The sequence below is a fragment of the Leptolyngbya sp. NIES-2104 genome (assembly GCF_001485215.1).
In the GTDB taxonomy this organism is placed as follows: domain Bacteria; phylum Cyanobacteriota; class Cyanobacteriia; order Leptolyngbyales; family Leptolyngbyaceae; genus Leptolyngbya.
In genome coordinates this window covers 1,131,263-1,157,332 of sequence record NZ_BBWW01000001.1, presented here as the reverse complement: position 1 = coordinate 1,157,332, position 26,070 = coordinate 1,131,263, and the positions used below count along the sequence as shown (strand labels likewise).

26 protein-coding genes and 1 pseudogene are annotated in these 26,070 nt (G+C 46.3%); 13 read left to right on the top strand and 14 right to left on the bottom strand.

From position 1 onward, the window contains the following. Window positions 1-56: 56 nt before the first annotated feature. Genes NIES2104_RS05300 through NIES2104_RS05290 form a run of 3 tightly spaced genes read right to left on the bottom strand, consistent with a single transcriptional unit; the run spans window position 57 to window position 2,932 of the window. Complete coding sequence (locus NIES2104_RS05300; protein WP_058996444.1) at window positions 57-506, bottom strand: PIN domain-containing protein; 450 nt, start codon at window positions 504-506, stop codon at window positions 57-59. After that, window positions 506-775, bottom strand: a complete 270-nt coding sequence (locus NIES2104_RS05295; RefSeq protein WP_058996441.1) for a hypothetical protein — start codon at window positions 773-775, stop codon at window positions 506-508. Before NIES2104_RS05295 ends, NIES2104_RS05300 begins: the two co-directional genes overlap by 1 nt. A gap of 21 nt (window positions 776-796) precedes the next feature. Next, window positions 797-2,932, bottom strand: a complete 2,136-nt coding sequence (locus NIES2104_RS05290) for an NACHT domain-containing NTPase (protein WP_058996439.1) — start codon at window positions 2,930-2,932, stop codon at window positions 797-799. 101 nt (window positions 2,933-3,033) lie between these two features. Between NIES2104_RS05290 and mutL the strand changes: the two genes are divergently transcribed. Then, window positions 3,034-4,668: a DNA mismatch repair endonuclease MutL gene (mutL, locus tag NIES2104_RS05285; RefSeq protein WP_058996437.1), complete on the top strand. Its 1,635-nt coding sequence runs from the start codon at window positions 3,034-3,036 to the stop codon at window positions 4,666-4,668. 4 nt (window positions 4,669-4,672) lie between these two features. Here mutL and NIES2104_RS05280 read toward each other — a convergent pair whose 3' ends face one another. The 4 genes and pseudogenes from NIES2104_RS05280 to NIES2104_RS05265 form a co-directional block, all read right to left on the bottom strand. Continuing rightward, window positions 4,673-6,364 (bottom strand): aldehyde dehydrogenase family protein, encoded by a 1,692-nt coding sequence (locus NIES2104_RS05280; RefSeq protein WP_058996436.1) that lies wholly within the window; start codon window positions 6,362-6,364, stop codon window positions 4,673-4,675. Between the two features lie 220 nt (window positions 6,365-6,584). After that, window positions 6,585-7,544 (bottom strand): aldo/keto reductase family protein, encoded by a 960-nt coding sequence (locus NIES2104_RS05275; RefSeq protein WP_059001573.1) that lies wholly within the window; start codon window positions 7,542-7,544, stop codon window positions 6,585-6,587. A 180-nt stretch (window positions 7,545-7,724) separates the two neighbouring features. After that, window positions 7,725-8,000: pseudogene (locus NIES2104_RS31250) on the bottom strand (hypothetical protein); the annotation flags it as partial. A 75-nt stretch (window positions 8,001-8,075) separates the two neighbouring features. After that, window positions 8,076-8,360, bottom strand: coding sequence for a hypothetical protein (locus tag NIES2104_RS05265; RefSeq protein ID WP_058996432.1), 285 nt, complete (start codon window positions 8,358-8,360; stop codon window positions 8,076-8,078). Between the two features lie 42 nt (window positions 8,361-8,402). Here NIES2104_RS05265 and NIES2104_RS33785 point away from each other — a divergent pair, with 42 nt between their 5' ends. From NIES2104_RS33785 to frr, 4 genes are all read left to right on the top strand, one after another. Then, window positions 8,403-8,606 carry a CU044_2847 family protein gene (locus tag NIES2104_RS33785; protein ID WP_058996430.1) on the top strand — a complete coding sequence of 68 codons (204 nt, stop codon included), beginning with the start codon at window positions 8,403-8,405 and terminating at the stop codon, window positions 8,604-8,606. A gap of 101 nt (window positions 8,607-8,707) precedes the next feature. Further along, window positions 8,708-9,595 (top strand): alpha/beta fold hydrolase, encoded by an 888-nt coding sequence (locus NIES2104_RS05255; protein ID WP_058996428.1) that lies wholly within the window; start codon window positions 8,708-8,710, stop codon window positions 9,593-9,595. Between the two features lie 87 nt (window positions 9,596-9,682). Next, complete coding sequence (pyrH, locus tag NIES2104_RS05250; RefSeq protein ID WP_058996426.1) at window positions 9,683-10,411, top strand: UMP kinase; 729 nt, start codon at window positions 9,683-9,685, stop codon at window positions 10,409-10,411. 13 nt (window positions 10,412-10,424) lie between these two features. Continuing rightward, window positions 10,425-10,946: a ribosome recycling factor gene (gene frr / locus NIES2104_RS05245; protein WP_370561218.1), complete on the top strand. Its 522-nt coding sequence runs from the start codon at window positions 10,425-10,427 to the stop codon at window positions 10,944-10,946. A gap of 239 nt (window positions 10,947-11,185) precedes the next feature. Here frr and NIES2104_RS32210 read toward each other — a convergent pair whose 3' ends face one another. Beyond that, window positions 11,186-11,326 (bottom strand): hypothetical protein, encoded by a 141-nt coding sequence (locus NIES2104_RS32210; protein WP_058996422.1) that lies wholly within the window; start codon window positions 11,324-11,326, stop codon window positions 11,186-11,188. Between the two features lie 195 nt (window positions 11,327-11,521). Here NIES2104_RS32210 and NIES2104_RS05235 point away from each other — a divergent pair, with 195 nt between their 5' ends. Next, a complete protein-coding gene (locus tag NIES2104_RS05235; RefSeq protein ID WP_058996421.1) occupies window positions 11,522-12,418 on the top strand; it encodes an SGNH/GDSL hydrolase family protein in 897 nt (298 codons plus the stop codon). A gap of 91 nt (window positions 12,419-12,509) precedes the next feature. Next, window positions 12,510-13,505, top strand: coding sequence for a GH25 family lysozyme (locus NIES2104_RS05230; RefSeq protein ID WP_058996418.1), 996 nt, complete (start codon window positions 12,510-12,512; stop codon window positions 13,503-13,505). Between the two features lie 71 nt (window positions 13,506-13,576). Here NIES2104_RS05230 and NIES2104_RS05225 read toward each other — a convergent pair whose 3' ends face one another. Beyond that, window positions 13,577-13,810: a photosystem II protein, Psb35-related gene (locus NIES2104_RS05225; protein ID WP_058996416.1), complete on the bottom strand. Its 234-nt coding sequence runs from the start codon at window positions 13,808-13,810 to the stop codon at window positions 13,577-13,579. Between the two features lie 177 nt (window positions 13,811-13,987). Between NIES2104_RS05225 and NIES2104_RS05220 the strand changes: the two genes are divergently transcribed. After that, entirely contained in the window at window positions 13,988-14,755 is a 768-nt protein-coding gene (locus NIES2104_RS05220; protein WP_192843561.1) for a bifunctional 2-polyprenyl-6-hydroxyphenol methylase/3-demethylubiquinol 3-O-methyltransferase UbiG, read from the top strand. On the opposite strand, the gene NIES2104_RS30715 is transcribed toward NIES2104_RS05220, so the two are convergent. Continuing rightward, window positions 14,752-15,840 carry a response regulator gene (locus NIES2104_RS30715; protein WP_072218028.1) on the bottom strand — a complete coding sequence of 363 codons (1,089 nt, stop codon included), beginning with the start codon at window positions 15,838-15,840 and terminating at the stop codon, window positions 14,752-14,754. The two genes, NIES2104_RS05220 and NIES2104_RS30715, sit on opposite strands and share 4 nt — an antisense overlap. Before the next feature lie 44 nt (window positions 15,841-15,884). Here NIES2104_RS30715 and NIES2104_RS05210 point away from each other — a divergent pair, with 44 nt between their 5' ends. Continuing rightward, on the top strand, window positions 15,885-16,937 hold the full coding sequence (locus NIES2104_RS05210) for a hybrid sensor histidine kinase/response regulator (protein ID WP_058996411.1): 1,053 nt from the start codon (window positions 15,885-15,887) through the stop codon (window positions 16,935-16,937). On the opposite strand, the gene crtO is transcribed toward NIES2104_RS05210, so the two are convergent. Continuing rightward, entirely contained in the window at window positions 16,934-18,631 is a 1,698-nt protein-coding gene (gene crtO / locus NIES2104_RS05205) for a beta-carotene ketolase CrtO (protein WP_058996409.1), read from the bottom strand. The genes NIES2104_RS05210 and crtO overlap by 4 nt on opposite strands. Window positions 18,632-18,965: 334 nt before the next feature. Here crtO and NIES2104_RS05200 point away from each other — a divergent pair, with 334 nt between their 5' ends. Continuing rightward, a complete protein-coding gene (locus tag NIES2104_RS05200; protein WP_058996407.1) occupies window positions 18,966-19,874 on the top strand; it encodes an FTR1 family protein in 909 nt (302 codons plus the stop codon). Here NIES2104_RS05200 and NIES2104_RS05195 read toward each other — a convergent pair. After that, window positions 19,834-20,703: a lipid kinase gene (locus NIES2104_RS05195; protein WP_058996405.1), complete on the bottom strand. Its 870-nt coding sequence runs from the start codon at window positions 20,701-20,703 to the stop codon at window positions 19,834-19,836. The two genes, NIES2104_RS05200 and NIES2104_RS05195, sit on opposite strands and share 41 nt — an antisense overlap. Window positions 20,704-20,927: 224 nt before the next feature. Here NIES2104_RS05195 and obgE point away from each other — a divergent pair, with 224 nt between their 5' ends. Continuing rightward, window positions 20,928-21,974, top strand: coding sequence for a GTPase ObgE (obgE, locus tag NIES2104_RS05190; RefSeq protein WP_058996403.1), 1,047 nt, complete (start codon window positions 20,928-20,930; stop codon window positions 21,972-21,974). Window positions 21,975-22,182: 208 nt separating this feature from the next. On the opposite strand, the gene NIES2104_RS05185 is transcribed toward obgE, so the two are convergent. After that, window positions 22,183-23,130: a cation diffusion facilitator family transporter gene (locus NIES2104_RS05185; protein WP_058996401.1), complete on the bottom strand. Its 948-nt coding sequence runs from the start codon at window positions 23,128-23,130 to the stop codon at window positions 22,183-22,185. A gap of 49 nt (window positions 23,131-23,179) precedes the next feature. On the opposite strand from NIES2104_RS05185, the gene NIES2104_RS05180 reads away from it, so the two are divergent. Continuing rightward, window positions 23,180-24,004 carry a Cof-type HAD-IIB family hydrolase gene (locus tag NIES2104_RS05180; protein WP_192843560.1) on the top strand — a complete coding sequence of 275 codons (825 nt, stop codon included), beginning with the start codon at window positions 23,180-23,182 and terminating at the stop codon, window positions 24,002-24,004. Window positions 24,005-24,185: 181 nt separating this feature from the next. Here the strand turns inward: NIES2104_RS05180 and NIES2104_RS05175 are convergent, their stop codons facing one another. Then, window positions 24,186-25,028 (bottom strand): DALR anticodon-binding domain-containing protein, encoded by an 843-nt coding sequence (locus tag NIES2104_RS05175; RefSeq protein WP_192843559.1) that lies wholly within the window; start codon window positions 25,026-25,028, stop codon window positions 24,186-24,188. 266 nt (window positions 25,029-25,294) lie between these two features. On the opposite strand from NIES2104_RS05175, the gene NIES2104_RS05170 reads away from it, so the two are divergent. Then, the gene (locus NIES2104_RS05170; RefSeq protein WP_058996396.1) at window positions 25,295-26,011 is read left to right on the top strand and encodes a Crp/Fnr family transcriptional regulator; all 717 of its coding nucleotides are present in this window, start codon (window positions 25,295-25,297) and stop codon (window positions 26,009-26,011) included. Window positions 26,012-26,070: the final 59 nt, after the last annotated feature.

The following is a 26,070-nucleotide window of genomic DNA, read 5'->3' as shown; positions in this document are numbered from 1 at the left end:
GGGAGAAACGATTACGTTTTTAATCTTGCACAGTGAGCATTCGAGATTTGATCGCTTCATGGAATTAACAGATCTTGAGGCTGTACGATCGTGATTCCAATATTATTGGGAAAGTCGCGGGGATTCAGCGTGAGCAAATGTGTGATGTTGTAGACCAACATTACGGCGATGAGACGTAGATCGTGAGTGCGTTTTCCCATCACTTGATGGGTTGTTACGAGGTCTAACCAAGTTGTAAAGATCGCTTCGGTTTCTGGTAGGAGAGCGAATTGAGTCAGAAGTTGTTGAATTCTGATGCGAGTTTGCTCAGTTGTCCAGCCGAGTCCATTCACTGAAACTGGACGAGTTGCAACTACCCAAAACTCAACTAGGACTTGAGCGGTGATCACACAGGAATCACCTTGCAAAACTAAGCGATCGACCGTATCTAAAACAAGTGCATTGAGAACTGCGTTCGGATCACTGAGGCGCAAAAGAATATTGGTATCTAGAAGGTATTGCGGCATCAGTCGTACATAGTATCTCGGTGCATCGCTTCGTCTGGAAGTCCTGGGCTGTCTTGTGGCAGACTGGCAACCCATTCTCTAAGACGGCGCGATCGCGCTTCAGGAGTGGTAGGAATTTGCTTTTGCAGTTCAGCAACATCAATCGGAGTGATGTTAGATGGAAGTTCAGTTTGCTGGGCTTTTGTCGATCGCACAAAGTTTAAGATCTCGACGATGAGTTCGTCTGGGGCTTGTTCCAGTTCTTGAAGAAGCTGTTCTCGATCGTTCATGTTGGTTTCCTCGATCGCGCTTTATATGGTTTCATTATCGCTGATCGTTAGCATTCGGGATTCGATCGCGTTCCACACCTGCGGCGATACTCGCAAGGCAGCTTCTTTGCAGCGAATCATCAACTCGTTGGCGTAGAGGTAATCTCGCAAAGGATAAACATCATATTGAGCTAAGTCAGCCCACTCAGGTGGTAGTCGAAGCTGAATACACCAATTGTCTAAGACGAAATTGGCATCTTCTTCAAACTCTTTAAGAGATTTAAAGGGTCGTTCTTCAGCAGAGCCAGTAATTCGGGTTTCTTGTAAAGGTTGCTGTTGGAAAAAATGCGAACTGCTAAACTTAGTTTCAAAAATTTTTATTTCTTCAAGCTTTCCAAATAAAACATGAGCAATCTCATGAATGTTTTCAATAGAGTTATCAGTATTTGAAACTGGACTTAGAGAACGATACTCGATAAACTTTCGAGCTAAGTTATTAGTAAGTTCGCAGATTTGCTCTAGCCTTTGAGATTTATCCAGCGTTGATACCAATTTAAGAGCGCGGCTTTGTTGAAGAGTTTTATCGAATGATAAAGCAAGAAAGATTGCCAAAGCACGCTTGGTGATTGGGCTACAAGCACTCTCAGTGTTTGCTGTTATTAAGTTTGACCATATTACTAGTCCACAGACATTGATACTCGAACTGATGATTTCTTGTGTTTTACGTTCCATAAGCTCCAGCAACTTATCAGCATTTCTCAGTAAGCCTGCGACTAGTAGAAAAACCTCACGCCAACGGAAATCAGTTAGATGATTCGTAACTAACGCTTCTAATTGCTGCTCATCAACAATATATTGAGCGGTCAGATACTCCTGGAAGGTCAGATGCGAAAACGAGAAAGTATCTCTAGCCCGTTCAACTAAGATTCCTTGCTGCACTTGAATGGCATACAGCGTGGCTTGTGCATCGAGATGCTTCGGTGCATTGAGATTGTTAACGAGAAAAGCTCGAATTTGTTCTGTCAGTTCTCGCTTTGAGAAAAACAATTGATCTTCTGCAAAGCTCTGATAAGCAATCTCAGATAGCAGAACTTGTTCTAGCTGAAGGTTCAATTCTTGATAGATCGGATCACGATGCACTCGTCGTTCTGCTGCCCATTTCTTTAACCAAACTTCCAACGCCTCACCATACAACGCGGCTCTTTGCTTCGGTAAACTCTGCGATTCGTCATAAACTGCACAAAGCAAAGTTAGCAGTAACGGCGTTTGCCCTAATTCTTTTACCGCTTTGTAGTCTGAACTCTTGAGCAATTCCCAATATTGATCAGCTATCTTCGGCTCTCGTCTAAACCACTGGCGCACAAACGTTTCCATCTGCTCATCGTCAAAGTTCGCCATTGTCACATCTTTGAAGCGGGGAAATCCGCCTTTATATGCAGCAATTCGACAGGAGGCAATAAAGCGATTTTTGTCATATCGATCGACAAACCGATCAATCTGCTCGATCGCCCGATCACAATAAGCCGTAGGTACTTCATCCAATCCATCCAACAAAATCAGCAACTTCCCTGCCAGCAAAAGTTTCCGCGTCGTTCCTTCCGGGTCTGGGAATCCGCACGTTTCAAACTCATCAGCGATCAATGACTCGATCTCTGAATGTCGATCGCCAAATTGCCTCAACTCGATAAACACCGGAATCAATTCATGCCGATACCTCGCAGTTTGCCACTTCAGCGCTTCTAGTCCCACTTTCCTCAAAAACGTCGATTTCCCAATTCCCGGACTTCCCAACACCATCAACCGAGGTTCAAGGTTCGCCACTGCGATGCCTTCTTCACGAGTCGTTTTCTCGAAGGCAAATCCTCGCCCCGTCCCTAGAAACAGTTCTTTCAACGCTTCAGGCGATTCAAAACGGCGACTCTCGCGAGTATTCAAAACCTGTACATCGGTGTAAATTTCTTCTAACGTCAGCGAATTATCCATTCGCAAGCAATCATATTTCAAGCTGCAATGGCGCTTTTCATACGTTTGGACATATTCTCGGACGGCGCTTTCGATCTTCTGCTGTTTCTGTTTATCGATCGCGTGACCGCCCTGTTTCCAAGCGGTGTCAAGAACGAGCGTGGTCAGTTTCTTGAGAACTTCTGTGGTTACAATCAAGCCGGGATCAAAAACCATGAGAATTCAAGCGGTGAGGGGGACTTGTCTTATTGATACACCGCGATCGCACAAATTCCCCCGCAAATCACACAACTCTTTCAATTTTGTAAACTGAAAGGATGGGACATCAGATACAGCCACTACCGATCGACGTTGTTCATTTAATCGCTGCCGGAGAAGTGATCGATTCACTTGCGGCAGTCGTGCGCGAACTCGTTGAAAATGCGATCGATGCCGGAGCCACTCGGATCACCGTTTCTGTATGGGCGGATCAATGGCGGATCAGAGTCGCGGACAATGGCGCAGGAATCAGTTTAGACGATTTGCGGAAAGCTGCACAGCCGCATAGTACGAGCAAGATTCGCGATCGCGCTGATCTCTTCCAAATTCACAGCTTGGGATTTCGAGGGGAAGCGCTGCACAGTTTAGCGCAACTCTCAAACTTAGAGATTCTTAGTCGAACAGCTTTAGAACCGGGCTGGAAAGTGACTTATCGAACGGATGGAGAAGCGGATCAAGTGGAATCGGTTGCGATCGCGCCTGGAACGATCGTGATTGTCGATCGCTTATTTGAAACCTGGGAAGCGAGACGCGAGGGTTTACCTTCGACTTCGCAACAATTAAAAGCCGTTCAGCAAACCATCTATCAGATTGCATTAGCTCACCCGCGAATTACTTGGCAGGTGTATCAAAACGATCGATTATGGTTCAATCTCTGGGCGGGGAACTCTGCGAAAGATTTACTACCGCAACTGTTGAAAGATGTGCGAATTGAAGATCTAGCCGAGCTTCAATCGGCTGCAATTTCTTTAGTACTAGGATTGCCCGATCGCGCTCATCGACATCGACCCGATTGGGTGAAAGTTGCTGTGAATGGTCGGTTTGTGCAGTTTCCAGAGCTAGAACAAACGATTTTAGGAGCATTTCGTAGAACATTACCCCGCGATCGACATCCCATCTGTTTAATCCATCTGCAACTTGCACCCGAACATATTGATTGGAATCGCCATCCTGCAAAAGCGGAAGTGTATTTGCATAATTTGGATGAATGGAAAGAGCAGGTGAAAACTGCGATCGCTCAAGCCCTCCGAATCAATCCTGAGACTGTTCCTGAAGGTCTTTACACTTCACAAGTGAGCCAATTGATCAAAGCTGCTGAATCGGATGCTGGCTATCATGTGCAGCGTGAAATTGTGCCTGAACCTGAGTTTTCATTTCTCAAAGCACTGACTCAAGTTCACAATCGCTACATTCTGGCAGAACATTCATCAGGAATGTGGCTGATTGAGCAACATATCGCACATGAGCGAATCTTGTTTGAAGAGATTAGCGATCGCTGGCAAATCATCCCACTTGAACCTGCGATCGTGCTAAATCAACTATCGATTTCTCAAGTCGAACAACTGCAACGGGTTGGGATCGAAGTTGATCCATTTGGTGAGCAATTGTGGGCAGTGCGATCGACTCCTGAACTTTTGGCGCAACGGGAAGACTGTAGAGATGCCTTGATCGAACTGAGTTTAGGTGGAGATTTGCAGGCGGCACAGGTGGCAGTCGCTTGTCGAAGTGCGATTCGGAATGGGGTTCCATTGTCGATCGACGAAATGCAAAGTTTAATCGATCGATGGCAGAAAACCCGCAATCCGCGCACCTGTCCGCATGGTCGCCCGATCTATCTATCGCTGGAGGAGTCCAGTTTGGCGCGATTCTTCAAGCGACATTGGGTAATTGGTAAAAGTCATGGACTAGAGTAATCAGTTAGAGCAGATCTGCTGCTATAACCTTGTGCTCTAGTAATGGGAGTACTTCAGGAATCTGCAGAATGTCTGCCAAATCTCTAATTCCTCGATCTCCGGTCACAACCTGTCGCAGCGACAAATCGATCGCCCAAATTCGAGCATGTTGATCTAAAGTCGAAGCTCCTCGCCCGCCAGCAATCTGAATGCTAAAGTCCAGCGGGTTCCCATTAATCACCACTGTGCCAACATTCAGCCGATGACGCATCTCTTCAATGACCTCCTTATCCTGAGCAAAAACAGTTCCTCTCAGACCAAATGGGCACTGATTCATGTGCTCGATCGTGTCTGCCAAGTTGCCATTTGTCTTCACAACGGGAAGCACATTCGCAAAAATTTCCTCCTTTAGTAACTCACTCGTCGGATCAACACCCTCAAATAAGGTTGGCTCAATGTAAATTCCATCAGGGTCAGGTTGCCCTTGATAGTTCAATCGTCGTCCACCCACAGTCGTCGTTGCTCCTGCTGCTTCAAAGGCATCAACAATACTTGGCAGTTTGTGCGGGAGTGAAGAAGGACCTAGAACGTAAGGATCATCTTCTCGCAGTGAACCTGGTCTATAGCGCTGGAATTCAGTTCGTAATGCTGTCATCAAGGGTTCGTAGACATCAGGATGAACATACAATCGCTTCAAACTGATGCAGAATTGTCCTGAAGCTGCATTCTTAGCATAGGCAAGCAAGCACGCTGTTCTGCTGAGTTGCTCAGGAGTTAAATCATGATGCACATAAGCAGAATCTACTCCCTCTAGCTCAATAATCGGGTTGTAGATTCCTGCTTGCTGACAGGACTGAATGATTTCAGAACGGCGCTTTGAATTACCGATAAAGACTAGATTATCAATTCGACTGCCGCCCTTTAATCCCAACCATGAATCGAGAATGCTCTGATGATTGGGATGCACAACGGTGCTGACCAAATGATTCGGCATCTCCCAATCCTTTAACACTTGGTTGAACTCATCTACTAATGCCAGAGCCACGATCGCTAATCGATGTGGAGGCTTAATCAGCAACGCATTGCCCGATAGAAAGGCTCCATGCAAAATTTGGGTCAACATTGGAAATGAAGAGTTCTGCGGGCTGATGACTCCGATGACCCCTTGCGGTACATGTTCTAGCCGAGCATTGCATCCCAGCTTTGAGATTGGCTGTAGTACATTGCTAATCAAGTCGAAGTAATTAGATTGAAAGGTTTCAAGCACTGCGTCAAGGCTTGCTAAGAAGGCATTGTAGGCGTAAGATTCCTGCACAGTCAAAGTACGCCATTTTGCGTACTGTGCTCGGAGCTTTGTACCAAAATCTTGCAAGATTTGAATTCTGGTTTCTAATGGAATTCGGCGAAGCGCCTGAGTTGCAACTTGAGCCTTCTGAAGTTGGGATTGAACCAGTTGATTTAGAGCATCATCTGCAACAATATCCCATTGAGCAACGACAGGCAGACCTGCTAATGAATGATTGGAACGACGATTAATCGTTGATTCAAGTAGGTACAAACTGGGGTCTTTCACTTTAGCTTCTGCATCTAGTAGCGTATAGCGCTTACTAATCATCGAAGCAGGAACTGGATCATACCCAGAGGTAAGAGGAAAATACCAAGTGGACCGCTGACGAGTCGGAATCGTCGCGGTCTGGCTTACTAAGATATCAGTCATAAGGTCAAATGTTTATGTCTAGGAATGCCCAAACAGTAATTTACTCACGCGCTAGCAATTTGTCGTCTAAGTAGCAAATTAACAATAGTTTTATTTGATGGTAATTAATCATTAGTTTGTTTTAACAAACTAAGTAAAACTGCAATCCTTTTTGGTTCAATCCGATACTAGTAATAATTTTAGAGCAGGTAGAACTTGTACCTGCTCTATTTGAATTTGATTAGTGAGACAATGCAGAAGATAGAGCTGGCTCAAGAATACGATCGATTTCCTTCAACTCCGCTTCGCTCAATGTCACCTCCGAAGCCGCAGCATTATCAACGATTTGTTCTGGACGGCTCGCGCCAATGATTGCACCTGTAACCCGCTCATCTCGAAGCACCCACGCCAGAGCAAGCTGCGCCATTGAGATGTTTAACTCTCCAGCGATCGGCTTCAAATCCTGAACTGCGGTTAAAATGCGATCGTTGAGCAAATCATTCATAAATCCGTTCATTTGATCATTTGCTGCACGAGAATCTTTCGGAATCGCTTCACCCGGTTTGTACTTTCCAGTTAACACCCCTTGAGCCAGCGGAGACCAAACAATCTGACCAATCCCGTTTGCCGCACACAGCGGAAACACTTCAGCTTCCGGTTTGCGCCATAACATCGAATACTGAGGCTGACTCGACACAAACTTCTCAACATTCGGCAGATTCAAAGCCGCTTGAATTTGTGACGGGTTCCACTCACTAAAACCAATGTATCGAGCTTTTCCTTGACGTACAACTTCGGTCAAAGCTTCCATTGTTTCTTCTAGCGGTGTGTTCGTATCATAGCGATGGCATTGATACAGATCGACGTAATCGGTTTTTAATCGCTGAAGGGAAGCATCAATCTGTTTGTGAATTTGTGCGGCGGATAAACCTCGATCGACATCTGACATCGGAAAGTAAACCTTCGTTGCCAAAATGTAAGAAGCGCGATCGACACCCTGCAATACTTCTCCTAAAAGCGATTCCGCTGCGCCGCGTGCGTACACATTCGCCGTATCGATAAAGTTAATTCCAACATCAAACGCTTTGTGAATGCAGGCTTCTGCATTTTGGCGTTCTACACCCCCGCCATAAGTTAACCAAGATCCAAGAATGATCTCCGAAGCGTTAAGATCACTACTGCCTAGCTTGCGATATTTCATCGTGATTTCTCCAATTGCGATCTGAAGCAATTTATTAATCTAGCCGAACTATATTAGATAGCGATCGCGTCTTGCTCCTCTATCCAATGGTCAATTCGCTCGATTTACCAATCTTAAGCCGCGCTTCTCGATTATTCAGGGTTGTCAATTGTGGGGTGGTGGCGAAAGTGGTAGACTCCGCTATGAACGCATTAGGGTAATTTCTGCCTTTTGAATGTCGAGAATTGCACCAATCTGAGAAAGGACATCCATGCCAAGTAGTCCACTCATTAATGGACTAAAAGGGAGGTTGAGTACAACGATCGACAAGTCAGTAAAAGTTTGACCCAGACAGTTAAATGCTAAAACCGGAAGGCTTGGTGCGCGATTCATCCCTCCAGCCGTCATGATTGAGATTTGAGTTGTAGCAGTGCTTGGGACATAGCCTAAATCTTCTAAAACTTTGAGCGGGAGAGTTGTGTAGCTAGAGAGCCTGTATCAACGAGAAGGCGAACTCTGATTGAGTCATTGTTTGTTCCGCTAACGCTGGCTCTAAGAAAGAGAAGGTTTCCCGATCGCTGAAGTGGGTAGATGACTCGTGAACTCATAGGATAGGATAAAGGCAAGATCTTCTGGCATTTCGCCAACGTATTCGATCGAGGCTGAGCGTCCTTGTCTCAGTGGGAGTGCGTTGTAGATGTCATCTTGGTTTGAAGAATGAGCTAGGACTTGACCTTGAATGATTCCCATCTGTTCATCAAGTTCAGCTTCTACAATGAGAAGCCACTCTCCTTGAAATCTTTGGGTTATTTGCTCCCAAGTTAGAATTTCAGCCATTGCTCGAAGTTTCACGATGTTCTAGCTTGAGTATACAGAGCTTTGGTTGCCGTCTGCATCAAGTCGATCGCGAATCAGTTCTGTGGGATCGGAGCTTTCAAAAACTTCAGCACAGAGCACATCGAGGAAGTCAACTTAAAATTCGGCTTAAAAATTGGTGGTAAAACGGGCATTCCCTTTCTAGCTGAAGCAACAAGCGAAGGGTACTTTAAAATCGAAGTTAAATGTAAATTTCCCAATCAGTAATTCAATAAATGCTGAGAACAAAGCTGATTCAGTCCACGGTTGCAAGGTAAGCGCAAACATCGTTTTACAATGATTCAGAAGCCGCACACCTTGTATTGATAATGTTTGAAAGCTTTTTACCGTCTGAAGTTGCTCAACTCACTGAAGAAACGTCGATCGCGCTCGCTCGTGAAATTCGTCGATCGCCCATTTCAACCTCGATCAGCCTAGAACCCGTCGAAACCGCCTATGTGCATCAAGGCACAGGCGGCACTCCAATTCTTTTACTTCACGGCTTCGATAGTTCAGTGTTTGAATTTCGGCGATTGTTACCCAAGCTTGCAGAGCGTCACGATACTTGGATTGTCGATTTACTAGGATTTGGATTTACCGATCGACCGAAGAGCCTTCCATTTAGTCCAGACGCGATCAAAACTCACCTCTATGATTTTTGGAAAGAGAAGATTGCTCAACCTGTGATTCTAGTCGGGGCATCCATGGGAGGGGCAGCCGCGATCGATTTCACCCTCTCACATCCTGATGCAGTCGCAAAACTTGTGTTACTCGATAGTGCAGGCTTTGCAGCGGGACCTGCGATCGGTAAATTTCTCATTCCGCCTTTAGGCTATCTCGCAACCGAATTTCTTAGAAAACCGAATGTACGGAGAAGTGTCAGCCTCAAAGCTTACTGTGATCCAAGCTTCGTCACTCAAGATGCAGAACTCTGTGCGGCTTTGCACTTAAAACTTTCTCGCTGGAATGAGGCTTTAATTGCTTTTACAAAAAGTGGTGGCTATAACTTTTTGAGCAATCGAATTTCTGCGGTTTCTTGCCCGACATTGATTCTTTGGGGCGATTCGGATCAAATCCTTGGAACGAAAGATGCAGCACGGTTTGAAAGCGCGATCGCAAACAGCAAATTAATCTGGATCGACCAATGCGGACACGTTCCCCATCTTGAAAAACCTGAACTCACTGCCCAGTTTATTTTAGAGTTTGCACAAGTGTAAAAAAGTTGGGACTCGATCGCCAAAACAGTCACAAAATTCCGATCAACTGCTATCTTTAGTTGGAAACAACTATCGACAAAAAAATACATGGGAGTCACGTATCGGCGGATTCTGCTCAAACTTAGCGGCGAAGCTCTGATGGGAGAGCTATCGTATGGGATTGATCCTGCCGTCGTTCATGGCATTGCTGAAGAAGTGGCAGAACTCGTGAACGAAGGAATTCAAGTCGCGATCGTGGTCGGCGGTGGAAATATTTTCCGGGGAATTAAGGGTGCAGCCGCAGGCATGGAACGCGCCACCGCTGACTATATTGGGATGATTGCCACAGTGATGAACGCCATGACGCTGCAAGATGCGCTAGAGCAAATCGGCATTCAAACTAGAGTCCAAACCGCGATCGCGATGCAAGAAGTGGCGGAACCGTATATCCGCCGTCGAGCGATTCGGCATTTGGAAAAAGGCAGAGTGGTGGTCTTTGGTGCGGGTTCAGGGAATCCGTTCTTTACAACAGACACGACCGCTGCTTTACGAGCCGCTGAGATTAATGCAGAAGTACTGTTTAAAGCTACAAAGGTAGATGGGGTGTACGATTCTGATCCGAAGAAAAATCCAGAGGCGAAACGGTTCCAGAGTTTAACTTACTCGCACGTTTTAATGCAGGATTTGCAGGTGATGGACAGCACAGCGATCGCATTGTGCAAAGATAACGATATCCCCATAATCGTATTTGACTTGTCTGTGCGCGGAAATGTGAAGCGGGCAGTCACAGGAGAATCTATCGGAACCATTGTCGGAGGTTTTTGTGAAGTTTGCTGATGTTGAAGACCATATGAAAAAGGCGATCGATGCAGTTCGCCGGGATTTCAATACAATCCGGACGGGTCGTGCAAATTCAAGTTTGCTCGACAAGATCACCGTTGAGTATTACGGTACAGAAACGCCGCTGAAACAGTTGGCAAATATTTCTACTCCGGATTCGACCACGATTCAAATTCAACCGTACGATCGCAGCGCGATGAACTCGATCGAGAAGGCGATTTCGCTATCTGATATCGGTTTAACGCCGAATAATGACGGTCAATCGATTCGGTTGAATATTCCACCGCTGACGAGCGATCGACGCAAGGAATTGGTCAAGTTGGCGGCGAAGTATGCGGAGGCGGGAAAGGTTTCGATCCGAAATATTCGGCGCGATGGAGTCGATGCGGTGAAGAAACAAGAGAAAGATAAGGAAATTTCTGAAGACCAAGCTCGTGACACTCAGGAGAAAATTCAGAAGTTGACTGATAAGTATATTGCTGAAGTTGAAAAGGTTTTGGCAGAGAAAGAGAAGGACATTACGACGGTTTAATGTTTGATTGAAAGAGAAAAGCGATCGCATGAACCGCGATCGCTTTTTTGTTTTAATTTGCTGTGAGTTCGATCAGTCTCTTCGCTTCGGACCCATTCAGCCCCCTTTAGTGGGCTAACGATGCGAAGCCCACTAAAGGGGGCTGAAGATCAATTGATTTCAATCGTTACAAGACTTACTTTCTGTACTAAAAAAGAGCCTACGGACTGTAAGCTCTCAATCTTTGAGTAAACCATAGCTTAACCGAGCAGATATGCGGATTTCAGTGCCCATAAAATCAGCACAGCAATACTCCCTAAAATCAAGGTGGCAGAAGCTCCAACGACGATCGGCTTATCTGCACCGTCAAATTTCATAATGCCGCGATTCAGGTCTGACATAATTTGCACTCCAACATAACGACTTGGTGACTCTACATCCAGGCTAATCAGGAATTTTTGATCCCCCTTCTTTCTCAAGCATTATTTTATCTTTTGACCCTGATAAGCCAAAGTAATGATTTCGACCTTGGAGAATTTCTGCATCAATTCAGTCAATAGCGGTCAATATGGTAAGGAAAATTACTCAGACCCCGGATGAATTGGATCGGAATCGCGATCGTCATTCTCTCGATCGCGCTCATTCTCCTAGAACTCACCCTTAGAATTTTGTTCGGTTTTGGCAATCCGCTCCTTTATTTAGGTGATGCTGAAATCGGCTATTTGCTGGCTCCAAATCAATCGGTCAAACGATTCGGCAACCGCATCGAAATCAATGAATACGCAATGCGATCGCCCAAATTCACCCCAAAACCGAGCACCAAGCGCGTTCTGATGATTGGCGATTCGATTATCAATGGCGGATGGTGGACGGATCAAAAAGATACTGTTTCTGAATTGATCGCCCGCTCAAACAATCATTTGGAAGTCCTAAATGCGTCTGCGAATTCCTGGTCGCCTCGAAATGAGCTTGCGTACCTCAAACGATTTGGGACATTTCACGCGGATGTGATTGTCTTAGTGATTAACACCGATGATTTATTTGGCACACCTCCAACTGCATTAGGAGTCGGACGCGATCGCAATTATCCCGATCGCAAACCGCCAAGCGCCATTTGGGAAGTGCTCGATCGCTATCTTTTACCCGCTCCGAAACTGCCCGCTGAATTAACACAAATTCAAGCGGAAGGCGGCGATCGAGTCGGGATCAATCTAGACGCAATTCGGCAAATCCGGGACATTGCGAACCAAAACAACGCAAAGTTCGTCTTAACAATAACTCCACTGTTACGAGAATTAACCACCGGATCGCGGGATTACGAAATCACAGCTCGTCAGCGTTTAACCGAGATGACGCAAACCGAGCAGATTCAATTTCTCGATTTCCTCAGCATTTTCAAATCATCTGACCCACAGACCCTTTACCGCGATCATATTCACCTCAGTCCGAGTGGAAATCGAATTTTAAGTGAGCGAATCGCTCAAGCAATTTAATCGTCTGTGCGGGTAATCTTTGACAAACTTGGGGAATCCCGATCCGCGATCGTGAATGTGTACCTACTAGCAAAATTTCAAGGTTTGAATTATGGCTCTTTTAGGGATAGATATTTCGGCTTATCAGGAAAATGTCGATTGGGCAACGGTCGCCAGTCAAGGTGTCTTCTACGGATTCGCGAAAGCGACCGAGGGAGCAACCAGCCGAGACGACAAATTTACGCGGAACTGGTCAGGAATGCGATCGGTTGGAATCGTCCGAGGTGCGTATCACTTTTTCCGCCCCGGTCGCGATCCGGCGACTCAGGCAAATAACTTTTTACAAACTGTACAAACGATCGAGGCGTTCGATCTGCCTGCGGTACTCGATCTCGAAATCGATGATGGATTAAGCGCGGCAACGGTGATCGATCGTGCTCTGCAATGGTTAAATATCGTTGAAGCTAAAACCGGACGAAAACCGATTCTCTATACGTTTCCGGTGTTTTGGGAAGATAAGTTAGGCAATCCGAAGCAATTTTCTGAGTATCCGCTGTGGGTAGCGAATTTTGGAACACGATCGCCTTACCTTCCTGCGACTTGGAGCCGTTGGACATTTCACCAATATTCTGAATCGGGCACGTTACGCGGGATTGCAGGCAACGTCGATTTAAACCAATTTAATGGCGATTTGGATGGGTTACAAAAGCTGTTAAAAGGTCGCATTCCATTAAGACAAGGCTTTGAAGGGAATGTTGTTCAAGAGATGCAAACGTTACTAGAATCGCAAGGCTTTGATATCGGAACGCCTGACGGTGATTTTGGTCCGAAAACCAAGGCTCAAGTCATTGCATTTCAGCGATCGAAGAATTTAGCAGCGGATGGTATTGTTGGCGCAGCAACTTGGGCGGCACTGCAAGCCACGAAGCCCACTCCAACTCCGACTCCAAATCCGACTTCGCCCACGTTTCCAGCCTCGCTCGATTTAGTCAATGTATGTAAGTCTTATCGAGGAGCGGCACATCAAGATGCGGCTTTGAAATGGTTACAAAGTCAGATTCCGAAGTCGGTGCTGGATGATTTTGCTCGACGCTGGAGACAGCAGTAGATAGGCATAAAAAACCCTTTGCGATCGTCGCAAAGGGCAAGCCTAGAAGAGAGTAGTCAAGACATTCAAACTTATTTCGTCGGCAGGTTCATGCTCGCATACGCATCTGTCACATCAAATGCAGGAACGCGAGTGCCAAAATCGATCGAGGTTCCAGTAATCGATTCTGCAAGCTTCTCAAAAGACTCCGATCGCCAGTTTCGCGCATGGATCGGCTTGCTTTGTTCGCCGAGAAAATACGTCATCGAACCCAACAGAGCAACCGCCACCCAGCCAACGACAAAAAGACTAATCAGAATGACCATTGGAACCTCCTGTAACGTTCTGTTTCTTTCTGTAAACTAATGTAACAGAAACTTGTCAAAATTTGCAAATTGCTCATTAGTCGTAATAACCGTACTTCTACCATTTGGAAGATGTGGATCAGCGAAGCTTGCTCTAATCGTAGTGAAGCGATCTTTGAAACTTTCACCCCTCAACTTATGCAACTCAGCCAGAAACTAGTTCAGCTTTATCAAGAGGAAGCTCGATCGAAATCTTTGGATTTGCCCGAAAATCTCGAATCGTTTCCGATGCTGCAACGGCGGATTGAAGCGTTTGATCTGTTCAAACCGTATCTAGAAGGGCAGCACCGATTTCTAGATTGGGGCTGTAAGAGTGCTGAGACGGCATTTATGATTCGATCGCAGCTTGCAGATGAAGCGATCGAGATTCATGGCTGTGATATTGCTGAAGGGGACTTTGGCATCTTCGCTGAGCGATCGAACTTGATTTACTCGCAACTGACGCATCCGTATCAATTGCCGTATGAGGATAATTACTTCGATGTGGTGATTAGTAGCGGCGTTCTAGAACATGTTGCGAATGATTTTGAATCGCTGAAAGAGCTTTACCGCACGATCAAGCCAGATGGGTATTTGATTATTACTTTTTTGCCCAATCACTTATCCTACACAGAATTTCTCAATCGCAATTTCTTTAAAGTGGCACCTCATCAGCGATTGTATTCTCTGTCAGAAATTCGTCGGATGTTGCTGCACACCGGATTTGTGCCAGTGCAATCTGGCTATCATCAAGTGCTGCCTTCGTTTGCATCGTTCGGCTACACATCAGGTTCGACGTTTGCGCGAGTGTTAACTCCAATGTTGAGCCAGATTTATCGATTGAATCATCTAGCAGAAAAAACCTGGTTGTTAAATCAATTTGCTGCCAATTTGTATGTGATTGCACAACGTCGATCGATGATTTAGCCTGCATGGAATCGTTTGTGCAACTGTCGCACCCGTTCTAGTCGATTCAACACTCGATTTGTCAATTCAGTTGGGATTACGGGATCATGTATAAAATCATCGGCTCCCGCTGCAAATCCTTGATTGATTACTTCTGGATCAGTCGTTGCCATCACTAACACGATCGGTAACCAATTCCAGCGTCGATCGCGTCTCACCACTTGACACAACATCATTCGACTCAATCCAACCGCGTCCGCCGCCAGAATGAGTAAATTCGGTTGAGTCAAATCGAGCGTTTTGAGCAATGCGGCAGGCTCGATCGACACTGCGATCGAGAGTCCACAAGGTTCTAAAAGCTGTGTCATCAGTGCCGCATTTTCTGGTTCTGAAACAATCAACACGGTTGCTTGTTGCGATCGCGCTGGAGTGAGATAAGCCGAATTAAGACGATATCCGACCCCATACACTGTCTCAATCAATTCTCCGGCTCCGACTGCTTTAAGCTTTCGACGCAATCCTTTGACATGCGCTCGAACCGCCTCTTCACTGGGTAAATCACAATCGAGATTCCAAAGCTGCTCTAAGATTGCTGTGTGTTTGTGCACCCAATCCCCGCGCCGCAAAAATAGCTTCAGTAATAAATATTCTTTTAATGTCAGCGCGATCGTTTTTCCTTCAAATGTGGCTCGATGTCGCTCCGGATCAAGCTGAAGATTTCCCCATTCCAACCGGGATGGCGAGATTGTCGGTGAACGACGCAACAAAGCTCTTAACCGCGCTAGAACCTCCTGAAATCCCACAGGTTTGATGAGATAATCATCGGCTCCGGCATCGAGTCCAACGATGCGATCGTCGATCGTACTTTGCCCTGTGAGCAATAAAATCGGAATTTGTTGTCCTGCGGCTCGAATTCGTTGACAAAGTTGGACACCGTTCAGTTTTGGCAACATTACATCCAGAATGACCGCATCATAGTTTACAAGTTGCAACCATTCCCAAGCAGTTTCGCCATCTGTCGCCATGTCCACTGTGTAATGTTGTTTGAGAATTCGACTGAGTTGTTGAGCGAATTCGGCATCATCTTCGACAAATAAGAGGCGCATTTTTTTGTATGCTGAGGGGCGCGAACCAGACGGATTTAGATTGTATGTCGATCGTCAAAGTTTTGGTCATTGCAAAAGAGTCTTGGATCAGCCTCGATTTGAAGTATCGCTTGCGGCGTTTGGGTTATAAAACGATCGTGGCACGAGAAAATTTATCGACCGTCATCGAGATTGAACAGCCTGATATTGTATTGCTCGATCACCAAGTCATCGAAAGTGAAACAGTTGACGCGATCGAGTCGGCTGAGTTGCCGTTACTCTGTTTCAATCCAGAAAATCAGCAGATGAACCTTTCTGTTGATTTTCCTCATCTCACGAATCCTTATCAAGAAACAGTGCTCGATACCGCAATTCGTGGAACGCTGCATCAGCATCAAACGCAAATTAAATTAGCTCAGCAATTAAATCACAATCAAAAACAAATTGAGCTTCTGCATACAGTCGATCACGAACTGCGAACGCCGCTAAGTACGATGTTAATCACGCTCGACTGGATTGAGTTGATAGAGCAAGAAGAACTATCGGAGCGATCGCTTCAAAAACTTGATCATTTATCTCTAGCGCGAAATTCAGTGCAACGAATGGCAGAGTTTCTCGATCGAACTTCTCTTTTCTGTCGCTGTCAATCTGGAAATCTTTCGTTCAGATCAAGCTGGATTGATCTCCCAGCATTTTGCACTGCGCTAATTTTTGAAGTCGAACAACTGAATTGCAATGCTAATATTCGTTTCACGCATCAATCTGTAAATTCGATCATTGAGTTCGACGAAATGATCTTGCGGCAAATTCTCGTGAACTTGCTGAACAATGCCGTGAAGTACTCTAATCGTGGAAGCATTGTGCATTTCAGTGTGACTTGCAATTTAGATGAGATGATTTTTGAGATTCGGGATCAGGGCATTGGAATTGCAGAACGCGATCGAGAATTAATCTTCACGCCGTTGTATCGCGGCTCGAATGTTGAAACGATTCCTGGGACTGGAATGGGACTCGCGATCGTGCAGCAGTTAGTCTCAGCTTGCGGTGGCAGCATCACTGTTGAAAGTACCCCGAATCGCGGAAGTACTTTTACAGTCACGCTGCCATTTAGAAATTAATCCGCAATGCGAAACAGTGATTGTGCGGCAGATTTGATCGAATCACCTGCATTTGATAGCGCATGAGACAGCGATCGCTCTTGTTGTAAAATCACTCGTGCACAGTTCCGTCCGGGCATTCCAGAGATCGAACCGCCCGGATGGGTTCCGGCTCCCGTGAGATAAAGATTCTCGATCGGGGTTTTATAGTTCGCAAGCTCTGGTAACGGTCGGAAAAACATCATTTGATCAAAGGTCATATCTAAGTGATAGTAGTTTCCTTTGAGAACTCCGATCCGTTCTTCGAGTTCAGGCGGACTTTCAAGTTTTCGCGCCAAAATCGATGATTTCACATTCGGAGCATAGTCCGCCAGCTTATCGAGAACTTTGTCTGCGACTTGATTTTTTAGTTCTTCTGTCCAGCCTGTTCCTTTGAGTCCGGTTCCTTCAGCGCCTGCAATTTGATAAGGCACAAAATATTCAATCCAGAGAACATGCTGACCTTCTGGAGCCAGTGACGGATCGCGCATCGTTGGAACGACCGCATACATCGATGGATCATCGATCGGAATTCGACCAATGTTCGGATCAGTGTGTGCGAGTTCAACCTGAGTCACCGAATCAGCAATGAGCACTGATCCAATAAGATATTCGTCCTGATGATTGTGATGAATAAATTTGGGTGCTTCAGACAAGGCGCAATCGATTTTTAGAATGGCTTCATTGTGGTTAGTAATGCGTCTAGCCACTCGATCGCGTAATTTCGGATCAGCCTTGTCTACATCACTCGGATCAACTAAATGCAAGAACAATCGCTGAGCATCCAAACTCGAAATCACACCCCGTTCTGCACGATATTCCTGACCATTGGTCAGTCGAACTCCTTCGGCTTGATTGTCATCGATGAGCAGGCTTTTCACGGGTGAATCCGTTTTAATCTCGCCGCCCAAATCTTTCACACATCGCACTAAAGCATCGACCAGTGCGCCCGTTCCTCCTTTAGGACGTGCCATTCCCGGATTATGCCGCATCGCCATCATGATCGAACCCACTGCCATATTCTTTTGTGAAGGAGGTGTACTGAGTTCGGCAGAAAGTCGAGCTAACGGAGCTTTGAGGAATTCTGAATCAAAGTACTCATCAATAATGTCGATCGGGCTTGTGAACATCGATCGAACAAAATCCAAAGTTTCATCCGCAGAACCGACTAACGAGAAGAAATCTTTGATCTTAGCAACATCATAGTTGCTGACAATATCGATGATCGATTTCGGCGGTGCATTAAATGTCGGAGTCAGGAATCCAATCACTCGCTGCCAGAAATCAATAAACTCGGCATACTTCTCGGCATCACGCGGACTGTATCGAGCAATTTCTTCACAAGTTTTTTCCACCGATCGATGAGCGAAGAAATACTTGCCGTCAGGATGCGGACAGAACACCACATGATCGCACCAAAGATACTCTAAGCCATATTTTTCGAGTTCTAATTCGCGCACAACCGGACCAAGATGAATAAAAAGATGGTTGATCGCGCAAGGACTGTACTTAAATCCTGATACCACGTCTGGCATCAATGGCTCTGTCGTCGCTGCTCCACCCGGAAACGCATTTTTTTCGAGTAGCAAGACTTTGTAGCCTGCTTTTAACAAATAAGCAGCACACACTAAGCTATTATGTCCCGCACCAATCAGAATGAAATCGTAACTGTTCATATCGCAATACCAAAAACCCGCCCTTGCTTATCCTGAACAAAATTCGATTCAAGGACTTCACTCTTAAGTTAGGAATTTGCTGCCTGACAGCTCGATCGCTCTAGGATGTGTTTTAAAGCCTTCTCGCTGCGTTGCTGACTCGCCCCGGAATGGAATTCGGGGCTAACAAAACGAAGTCCACTGAAGGGGACTAAAAGCCAAACGCAATCTCTTCAGTCCTTTTCAAAGGACTTCGCACTGTTAGCCCCGAATTCTATTCCGGGGCGGGAGCGAACGAAGCGAGAGATTCTAAAACACGCTCTAAAATGGTCAATAGTTTTTCAATGTACGGGTTATGCTTTCGACATTTGTGATTACGCTACGAGAAGGGGTAGAAGCTGCGCTAGTCGTCGGAATTGTCCTAGCGTATTTGAGCAAGGCAGGTCGATCGAATCTCAATTCCTGGGTTTATGGCGGCATTGCAGCGGGAATTGTCGCTAGTGTTGCTGTAGGAATTGTGTTTATCTGGACGTTGGGCAGTTTAGATGCTTCTAATCATCTCTATGCACCTGTATTCAAACCGCTGCTTGAAGCGATCTTTGGATTGATTGCGATCGCGCTTCTCAGTTGGATGCTGATCTGGATGACCAAACAAGCAAAATCGCTCAAGGGCGAAGTCGAACGCGAAATCGATCAAGCCATGCAAACGAATGCAGGCTGGGGAGTGTTTGGACTAATCTTCTTTGCTGTCCTACGCGAAGGATTTGAAACGGTGGTGTTTATTGCCGCACAGTTTCAGCAAGGTTCGTCGCCTGTGATTGGTGCAATAGGCGGATTGACAGGCGCGATCGTGATTGGAATTCTACTCTTCAAGCTGGGTGTGAAAATCAATCTGAAACAGTTCTTCCAAGTGATGGGAGTGTTCTTGCTGTTGATTGTTTCGGGCTTAGTAATTGGGGTGTTAGCCCATTTTGATAAAAGCTTAGCAATCTTGTCTCAGTTAAATTCTGAGTTTGCGAATCTCTGTGTTTCTGAGCCGAGTTCTTGCTTTCTCGGTGGCTTGATTTGGGATGCTTCTAAAGTGCTGCCTCAGAAACAATTTCCGGGTGTGATTTTACATACTTTATTTGGCTATGTCGATCGCTTGTATTGGCTCGAAGCGATCGCATATTTCAGCTTCTTGATCACAGTTGGTAGCTTATATCTCCAAAGCCTCAATCCCACTAAGGAACCAGCACAGAAAGCACTTTCGGAACAACCTTAAAATGCGCGGGAGTGGTAGTTGTGATTTCGCCATCGGTGTTAATGGCTTTGGATTTTGGCACATAGACGAAAATTTCTTTCCCCTGCCAAGATTGAATCCAGCGAGATTGCGTATGAGTTCCCCGGCGCAAGGCAGGAAGCGCTAACGCCATTTGCCACCAATGATCAATTTCGAGACTGTAGAGATCGAGCCGTTGATCATCGATCGCGGCATCTTCCGCGACTGCCATTCCGCCCCCGTAGTAGCGACCATTCCCAACTGCAATTTGAACGGTTTTCACTTTCTGCGATCGACCATCACACACAATCTCCGCTTTAAATCGTCGCGACTTCCACAAAACCTGTATTGCAGTTGCCGCATACGCTAACACTCCCCATCGCTTCTTTGCGCTTTTCGTGAGTCCGCGTGTAATCTGCACACTCAATCCTAAGCTGGCAACATTGAAAAAATACTTACCATTTACCCAACCGAGGTCAATTTTTTGAATTTTACCGTTTGCAATCACTTGACAGGCTTCGAGCAAGGTTGCTGGAAGTCCAAGCGTTCTGGCTAAATCATTCGCGGTTCCAAGCGGCAAAATTCCGAGCGGTAATCCAGTTTCGACCAATCCTTCAACGGCTGCATTAAGGGTTCCATCGCCGCCGCCAACAATGACGAGATTAACGCGATCGCGATATTCTCGAATCGTTTGCGGTAACTGTGTTGGACGGTCGATCGGAGCCTCAACCAGCTCAAATCCCAAAGTTTCTAGCTGGTGAATGGCTGCTTCTAGCTGCTCATGACCTTTACGAGCATTGCGATTGACCAGGAGTAGCGCACGGTTAGGCATAAGAAGTCAATATAGGGGAACAAGTGCCGTGATTTTAGCCGATATCGAGTATTGTCGCCTATCTCGACGGCAATGAATTTCTGAGGCGACGGGCGTTCGATCGAAGTTTTTCGTGCGTCTCAGAATAAAATTTTGTTGTGTGTACACCAGTCGATTGATAAAGTGTGACTGTCGATCGACCTCAAAATTCTCTAACATAAAGCAGTGGGAATCAGCGCAAAGCGATGCAATTTATTGATCAAGCAGAAATTCAAGTTCAAGCGGGCGATGGTGGCGATGGTATGGTGTCGTTCCGTCGGGAAAAGTACGTGCCTGCGGGTGGACCGAATGGCGGAAATGGTGGACGGGGCGGCTCGGTAATTCTCAAAGCGAATGAGAATCTGCAAACGCTGCTCGATTTTCGCTATATGCGGTTGTTCAAAGCCGATAACGGTCAGAAAGGCGGATCGAGTAATTGCACTGGAGCATCGGGAAGCGATCGCATGATTGAAGTGCCTTGCGGAACCGTGATCTATGATGCCGAAACCGACGAAATCATCGGAGATTTGACTGAGAATGGTCAGACTCTGAAAGTTGCAGAAGGCGGTCGGGGTGGACTCGGCAATCATTGTTTCTTGAGTAATCGAAATCGTGCGCCGGAAAATGCGTTTCCAGGACAGCCCGGAGAAGCAAAATCGCTTCGTCTCGAACTCAAACTGTTAGCGGAAGTTGGAATTATTGGCTTACCGAATGCAGGCAAATCTACTCTGATTTCTGCTCTATCTGCGGCACGTCCCAAGATCGCGAATTATCCGTTTACAACGCTGGTTCCAAACCTAGGAGTCGTGCGGAAACCGACCGGAGATGGAACCGTATTTGCGGATATTCCAGGATTAATCGAAGGCGCACACATGGGAATTGGACTTGGACATGATTTCTTGCGCCATGTGGAGCGGACTCGATTGTTATTGCATCTAGTAGATGCGACTGCGGAAGATCCGATCGCAGATTATCAAACGATTCAGAGCGAATTGGATGCGTATGGACGTGGATTAAGCGATCGACTGCAAATTCTCGCGATTAACAAACTCGATGCGATCGATCCAGAGAGCGAAGAAGTGAACGCGATCGTGTCTGAACTCGAACAACTCAGCGGAACTAAAGTATTTAAGATTTCCGCCGTGTCACGCTTTGGATTAGAAGAACTGATGCGGCAGGTGTGGCACGATTTGGACGAGTTAAAAGCGCAGGAAGAAGCGCAACAATTGGCGGAATCGTCGATCGTGGTTTAGGAGAATGTTTGAATTTTTGTCGTCAATGCCACATCCCGCCCTGAAATAGAATTTCGGGCTAATTGGCGCAAGTCCATTAAAAATGGACTAAGAGCTTGAAAGTTACTCTAAGTCTACTTCAGTAGACTTTCGCCGATTAGCCCGAAATTCATTTCAGGGCGGGATGCAATCGAAGCGAAGAAGCTCTCCATACCGATTCAAAGACCCTCTAACTCCAATCGATTTCACGACTCGACTGATCCGATCGCATCTGCTCAAAAGGATGCTGCAATTCATCCTGTGCTTCCTCGATAAAAATCATCACCTGCACCGGACCATATCGATCGCGAATCGCTCCTTCAATCTCCTCAACGATCCAGTCACTTGCCCCTAGAAATTCGGGATGCACGATCACGCGCATTTCGACAAACACCTGCCGTCCGACAATTCCCCGCGATCGCACTTCATAACACTGCGTCACGCCCTGAATCTGTCGCACGATCTGACCAATTGCTTCAGGCGCGATCGCGACTTGTCGCACCATCAACGGTAGCTGCCAATTCAACACACGCCAGCAGCTTAATCCAGCCGTCAGCACCATGACGATCGTCAAAAATGAGTCAAACCACGCATAGCCCGCCCACATTCCGAACAGTCCAACGAGTAAAAACGCTGTGAGCCAAGCATCCTGAAGAATGTGACGGGCGTTTAATTTCAAAACAGAACTATCGAGCGATCGCGAAACTTTCCGCTCAAATAATGCAAGTCCAAGACTGGCAGCATAAACGACTCCGAGTAAGCCAATCACTGACAACCGCATCCGAGTCGCGGGAACCGTTCGCAAAGCGGGATCGATCGCGAGTTGTCCAACTGCCACACTCAGTAAACTCAATCCCGCAAATCCCAGCAATGCCACCAGTAATAGAGCGAGTCCCGTTTCTAATCGTCCGTGTCCCCAGACTTCCCGCCCGGTCTGACGATTTGGAGCCGAGATTGCGATCAGGCTCAGAACCGTACTAAAACCATCGATCACCGTATGCAGCGATTCCGCCACGATCGCTAAAGATCTCGTTGCCCAAGCTGCACCCACTTTCACCACCAACATCAGCAGCGTTAGCCAAAGTGTGATCAATAAAATCTGACGACTGATTCCTTTTTGATTTCTGACTTCAGCCATAACGCGCTTCTAAGGTAGAACGATGAAGAGGAATCATCGCAAAAAATATATGCAGCACTCTGAAATTCGATTATTAGTTCTAGACATTGACGGAACGATCGCAGGCAAATCTAATCATATCCGCGAACCTGTCTTACAAGCGATCGCCAAAGCACAGAACAATGGCATCCAAATCGCGATCGCGACCGGGCGGATGTATCGTTCTGCTCTGCGATTCTATGAGACAGTGCGATCAAGATTACCGTTAATTGCTTATCAGGGCGCATGGATTCAAGATCCAGCAAGTGGAAAAGTCTTACGCCGCTGGTCGGTTCCGAAGGCGCAAGTATTGGAACTGCTCGATTATTTTGAGCAACCAAAACTTCGTGAATTGTTGTCGGTTCATTTCTATATCAATGACGATCTGTACGTCCGATCGATGTCTCCGGAGACGATCGCTTACACGCAACGCAGCGGAATTACTCCGATTGAAGTGGGCGATTTGCGATCGACGCTTGACATGGAAACGACAAAAGTCCTTGCACTCAGTGATGACACGGAATTGATTAATTCTCTGCTGGGTTCGCTGCAAAAACAGTACACGCCTGCTGAACTTTATTTAACGAAATCGGTAGCGACCTTCTTCGAGGCGACGAATCCCGCTGCAAATAAAGGAACTGCGGTGAAATACTTAGCCGAGGAACTTCTGAATCTCAAACCAGAAAATGTCATGGCGATCGGGGATAACTTCAACGACCTCGAAATGATTCAGTACGCCGGAATTGGGGTTGCGATGGGAAATGCGCCGGAAGGAGTTCAGGAAGTGGCGACTTGGGTTGCGCCCTCGGTTGAAGTGGACGGGGCAGCGACTGCGATCGAAAAATTCCTACTTTAAAATCAGAAAGGACACCGACGACTGGCCGTGTTTCGTCTCGGTGTCCTTAGCTGGTTCGCTCCTCACACTCCAATACTATAAGCGGCTTCCATAGGATTGTCACCCTTTGAGTGATAAAAATTCGTTATGACGATCAGGTGACAATACTGTGACATCTCTTGCTAACTTGTGCTCCTGATTCTCAAAGGGTTTCCGGTGCTAAAACGCCTAATCCTTGCTCTAAAAGCTGTTTCAAAAGCCGATGAGTAATCATTACTAAAGCTAATCGACATTGTGCGATTTGACGATCAACCGCTTCATACTTCACGATCTGGCAGGACTGATAAAAATTCTGAAAGGTTTGGCTCAGCGCAATTGCGGACTCTAGTGGCGGTTTGTCTTCCCATTCGTCGATCGTTGAAATGATTTGTTCAATCAGCGATCGTTCTTGTCTTAATAAAAGTTTTTTATCGTTAAGCCATGTTTCTACTGTTTGACCTATGTCATTCGGTAGATTTGTGAGACGAAGAAGCGCACTACATCGCGAATAGGTGTACTGGCAAAAGAAAATATGAGAATTTTCTGAGAGCGTCAAAGCGGGCGAAAAAGCTGAATTAAAATCGGTTTCGATCGAGCAACTCTCCCAAACCGTTTGTAGCCAGTTCGCGATCGCCCAATCGCCAAACTCAAACTCTAGAAGCCCAATGTTAGTCGTACTGATCGTGAGATCACGTAGAAGTATCGTTTTTAAATCCATTACCAAAGAAATAGAAGAAAGCTGCCTCATCTGAGTTGCAACTTTTTCTTGAATTTGCGTGGATCTAGCCCCAAACTGAAGCGCGATCGACGATTGATAGCGGGCGATTGAAGTATGATTTCTAACTTTTTTGATGATAGAGTTTCGGTGGAAAAACTCAGAATCTGGCTGCAAATCTGAGAGGATCGCTACTTCGACATCCGTCTTACGGGTGATTGCCTCACAAATTCTTGCCAGTAACAATGTGCGAAGCCTAGGATAAGTGATCTTCGGTAGGTTACAATTCACTGTAATTACGGTTGAAGCTCTGAAATGGGATCGTTTTCGGTTCAAAAAGTTCAAATTTACCAGCGATTTATGCTTATTTCTGTAAAGATCACCGTGATCTCACTGGCAAACCGCAAATTTCTACGTATGATCTCGTAAGATACGGGATTGTAAGAAACCTACCACGCCAAAAAGCGCGATCGCCTGGTTTGTTTGGATTTTTTGCAATCACGCTGATCACTCAGCGCTTGTCAAAGTCCCACTGTTCTCCAACAGCCTATTAACTTATGTACTCAGTCACACCTCAGAATTCCGATGCTGCTCGCCCGTTCCTGACTTGGCAACGAATTATCGATTGGGCGCAAGAACATTATCGCGTTCGTAATTTCAGTAAAGATGAACGGGTTCCGACTCGTCCAGGTCTGCTGTATCTCGTGCAGAAGGGTGCAGTTCGATTGGTTGGAACGGCTCAAGTGAATGCAACGGGTGGAAATGCGACTCGGCTGGCTCGGATCAGCCCAGAAGAGGCATTTTTAGGATTTGTGGGTACGGGTCAACCGTTTGAAATTGTGGCGCAATCGCCGTTTACACTGCAAGCTTATGCTCATGTGGATCAAACTTCGGTTGTGTGGATGTACTGGCACGATTTGGATAATTGGCCCCATTTCCGTCGGGAAGTGCTGGATGCGTTCCGGTATCAGCATCAGCGGAAATTACTGTGGTTGAGCACTTTGGGTCAGCGTCGCACGATCGATCGATTGCTCGGATTTTTAACTTTGCTCATTGAAGAGTACGGTGAACCCACGGACGAAGGGTATTGCCTGCCATTTCCGCTGACTCATGCTCAGATCGGAAGCGCGATCGGTTCAACTCGTGTGACGGTTACTCGCTTGATGGGTAAGCTGCGGCAGAAAGGAATGATTCGGACGCAGGGCGATAATTTGCTGTGTTTGCCAACGGATTCGGTATTAAGCCGCGCTGAAGGAAAACTGAACGCGAATTAAATCGGGCTGGTTGCTGTGAAAGATTAAAGGATTCGGGGATCTCGGTTTGAGATTCCCGA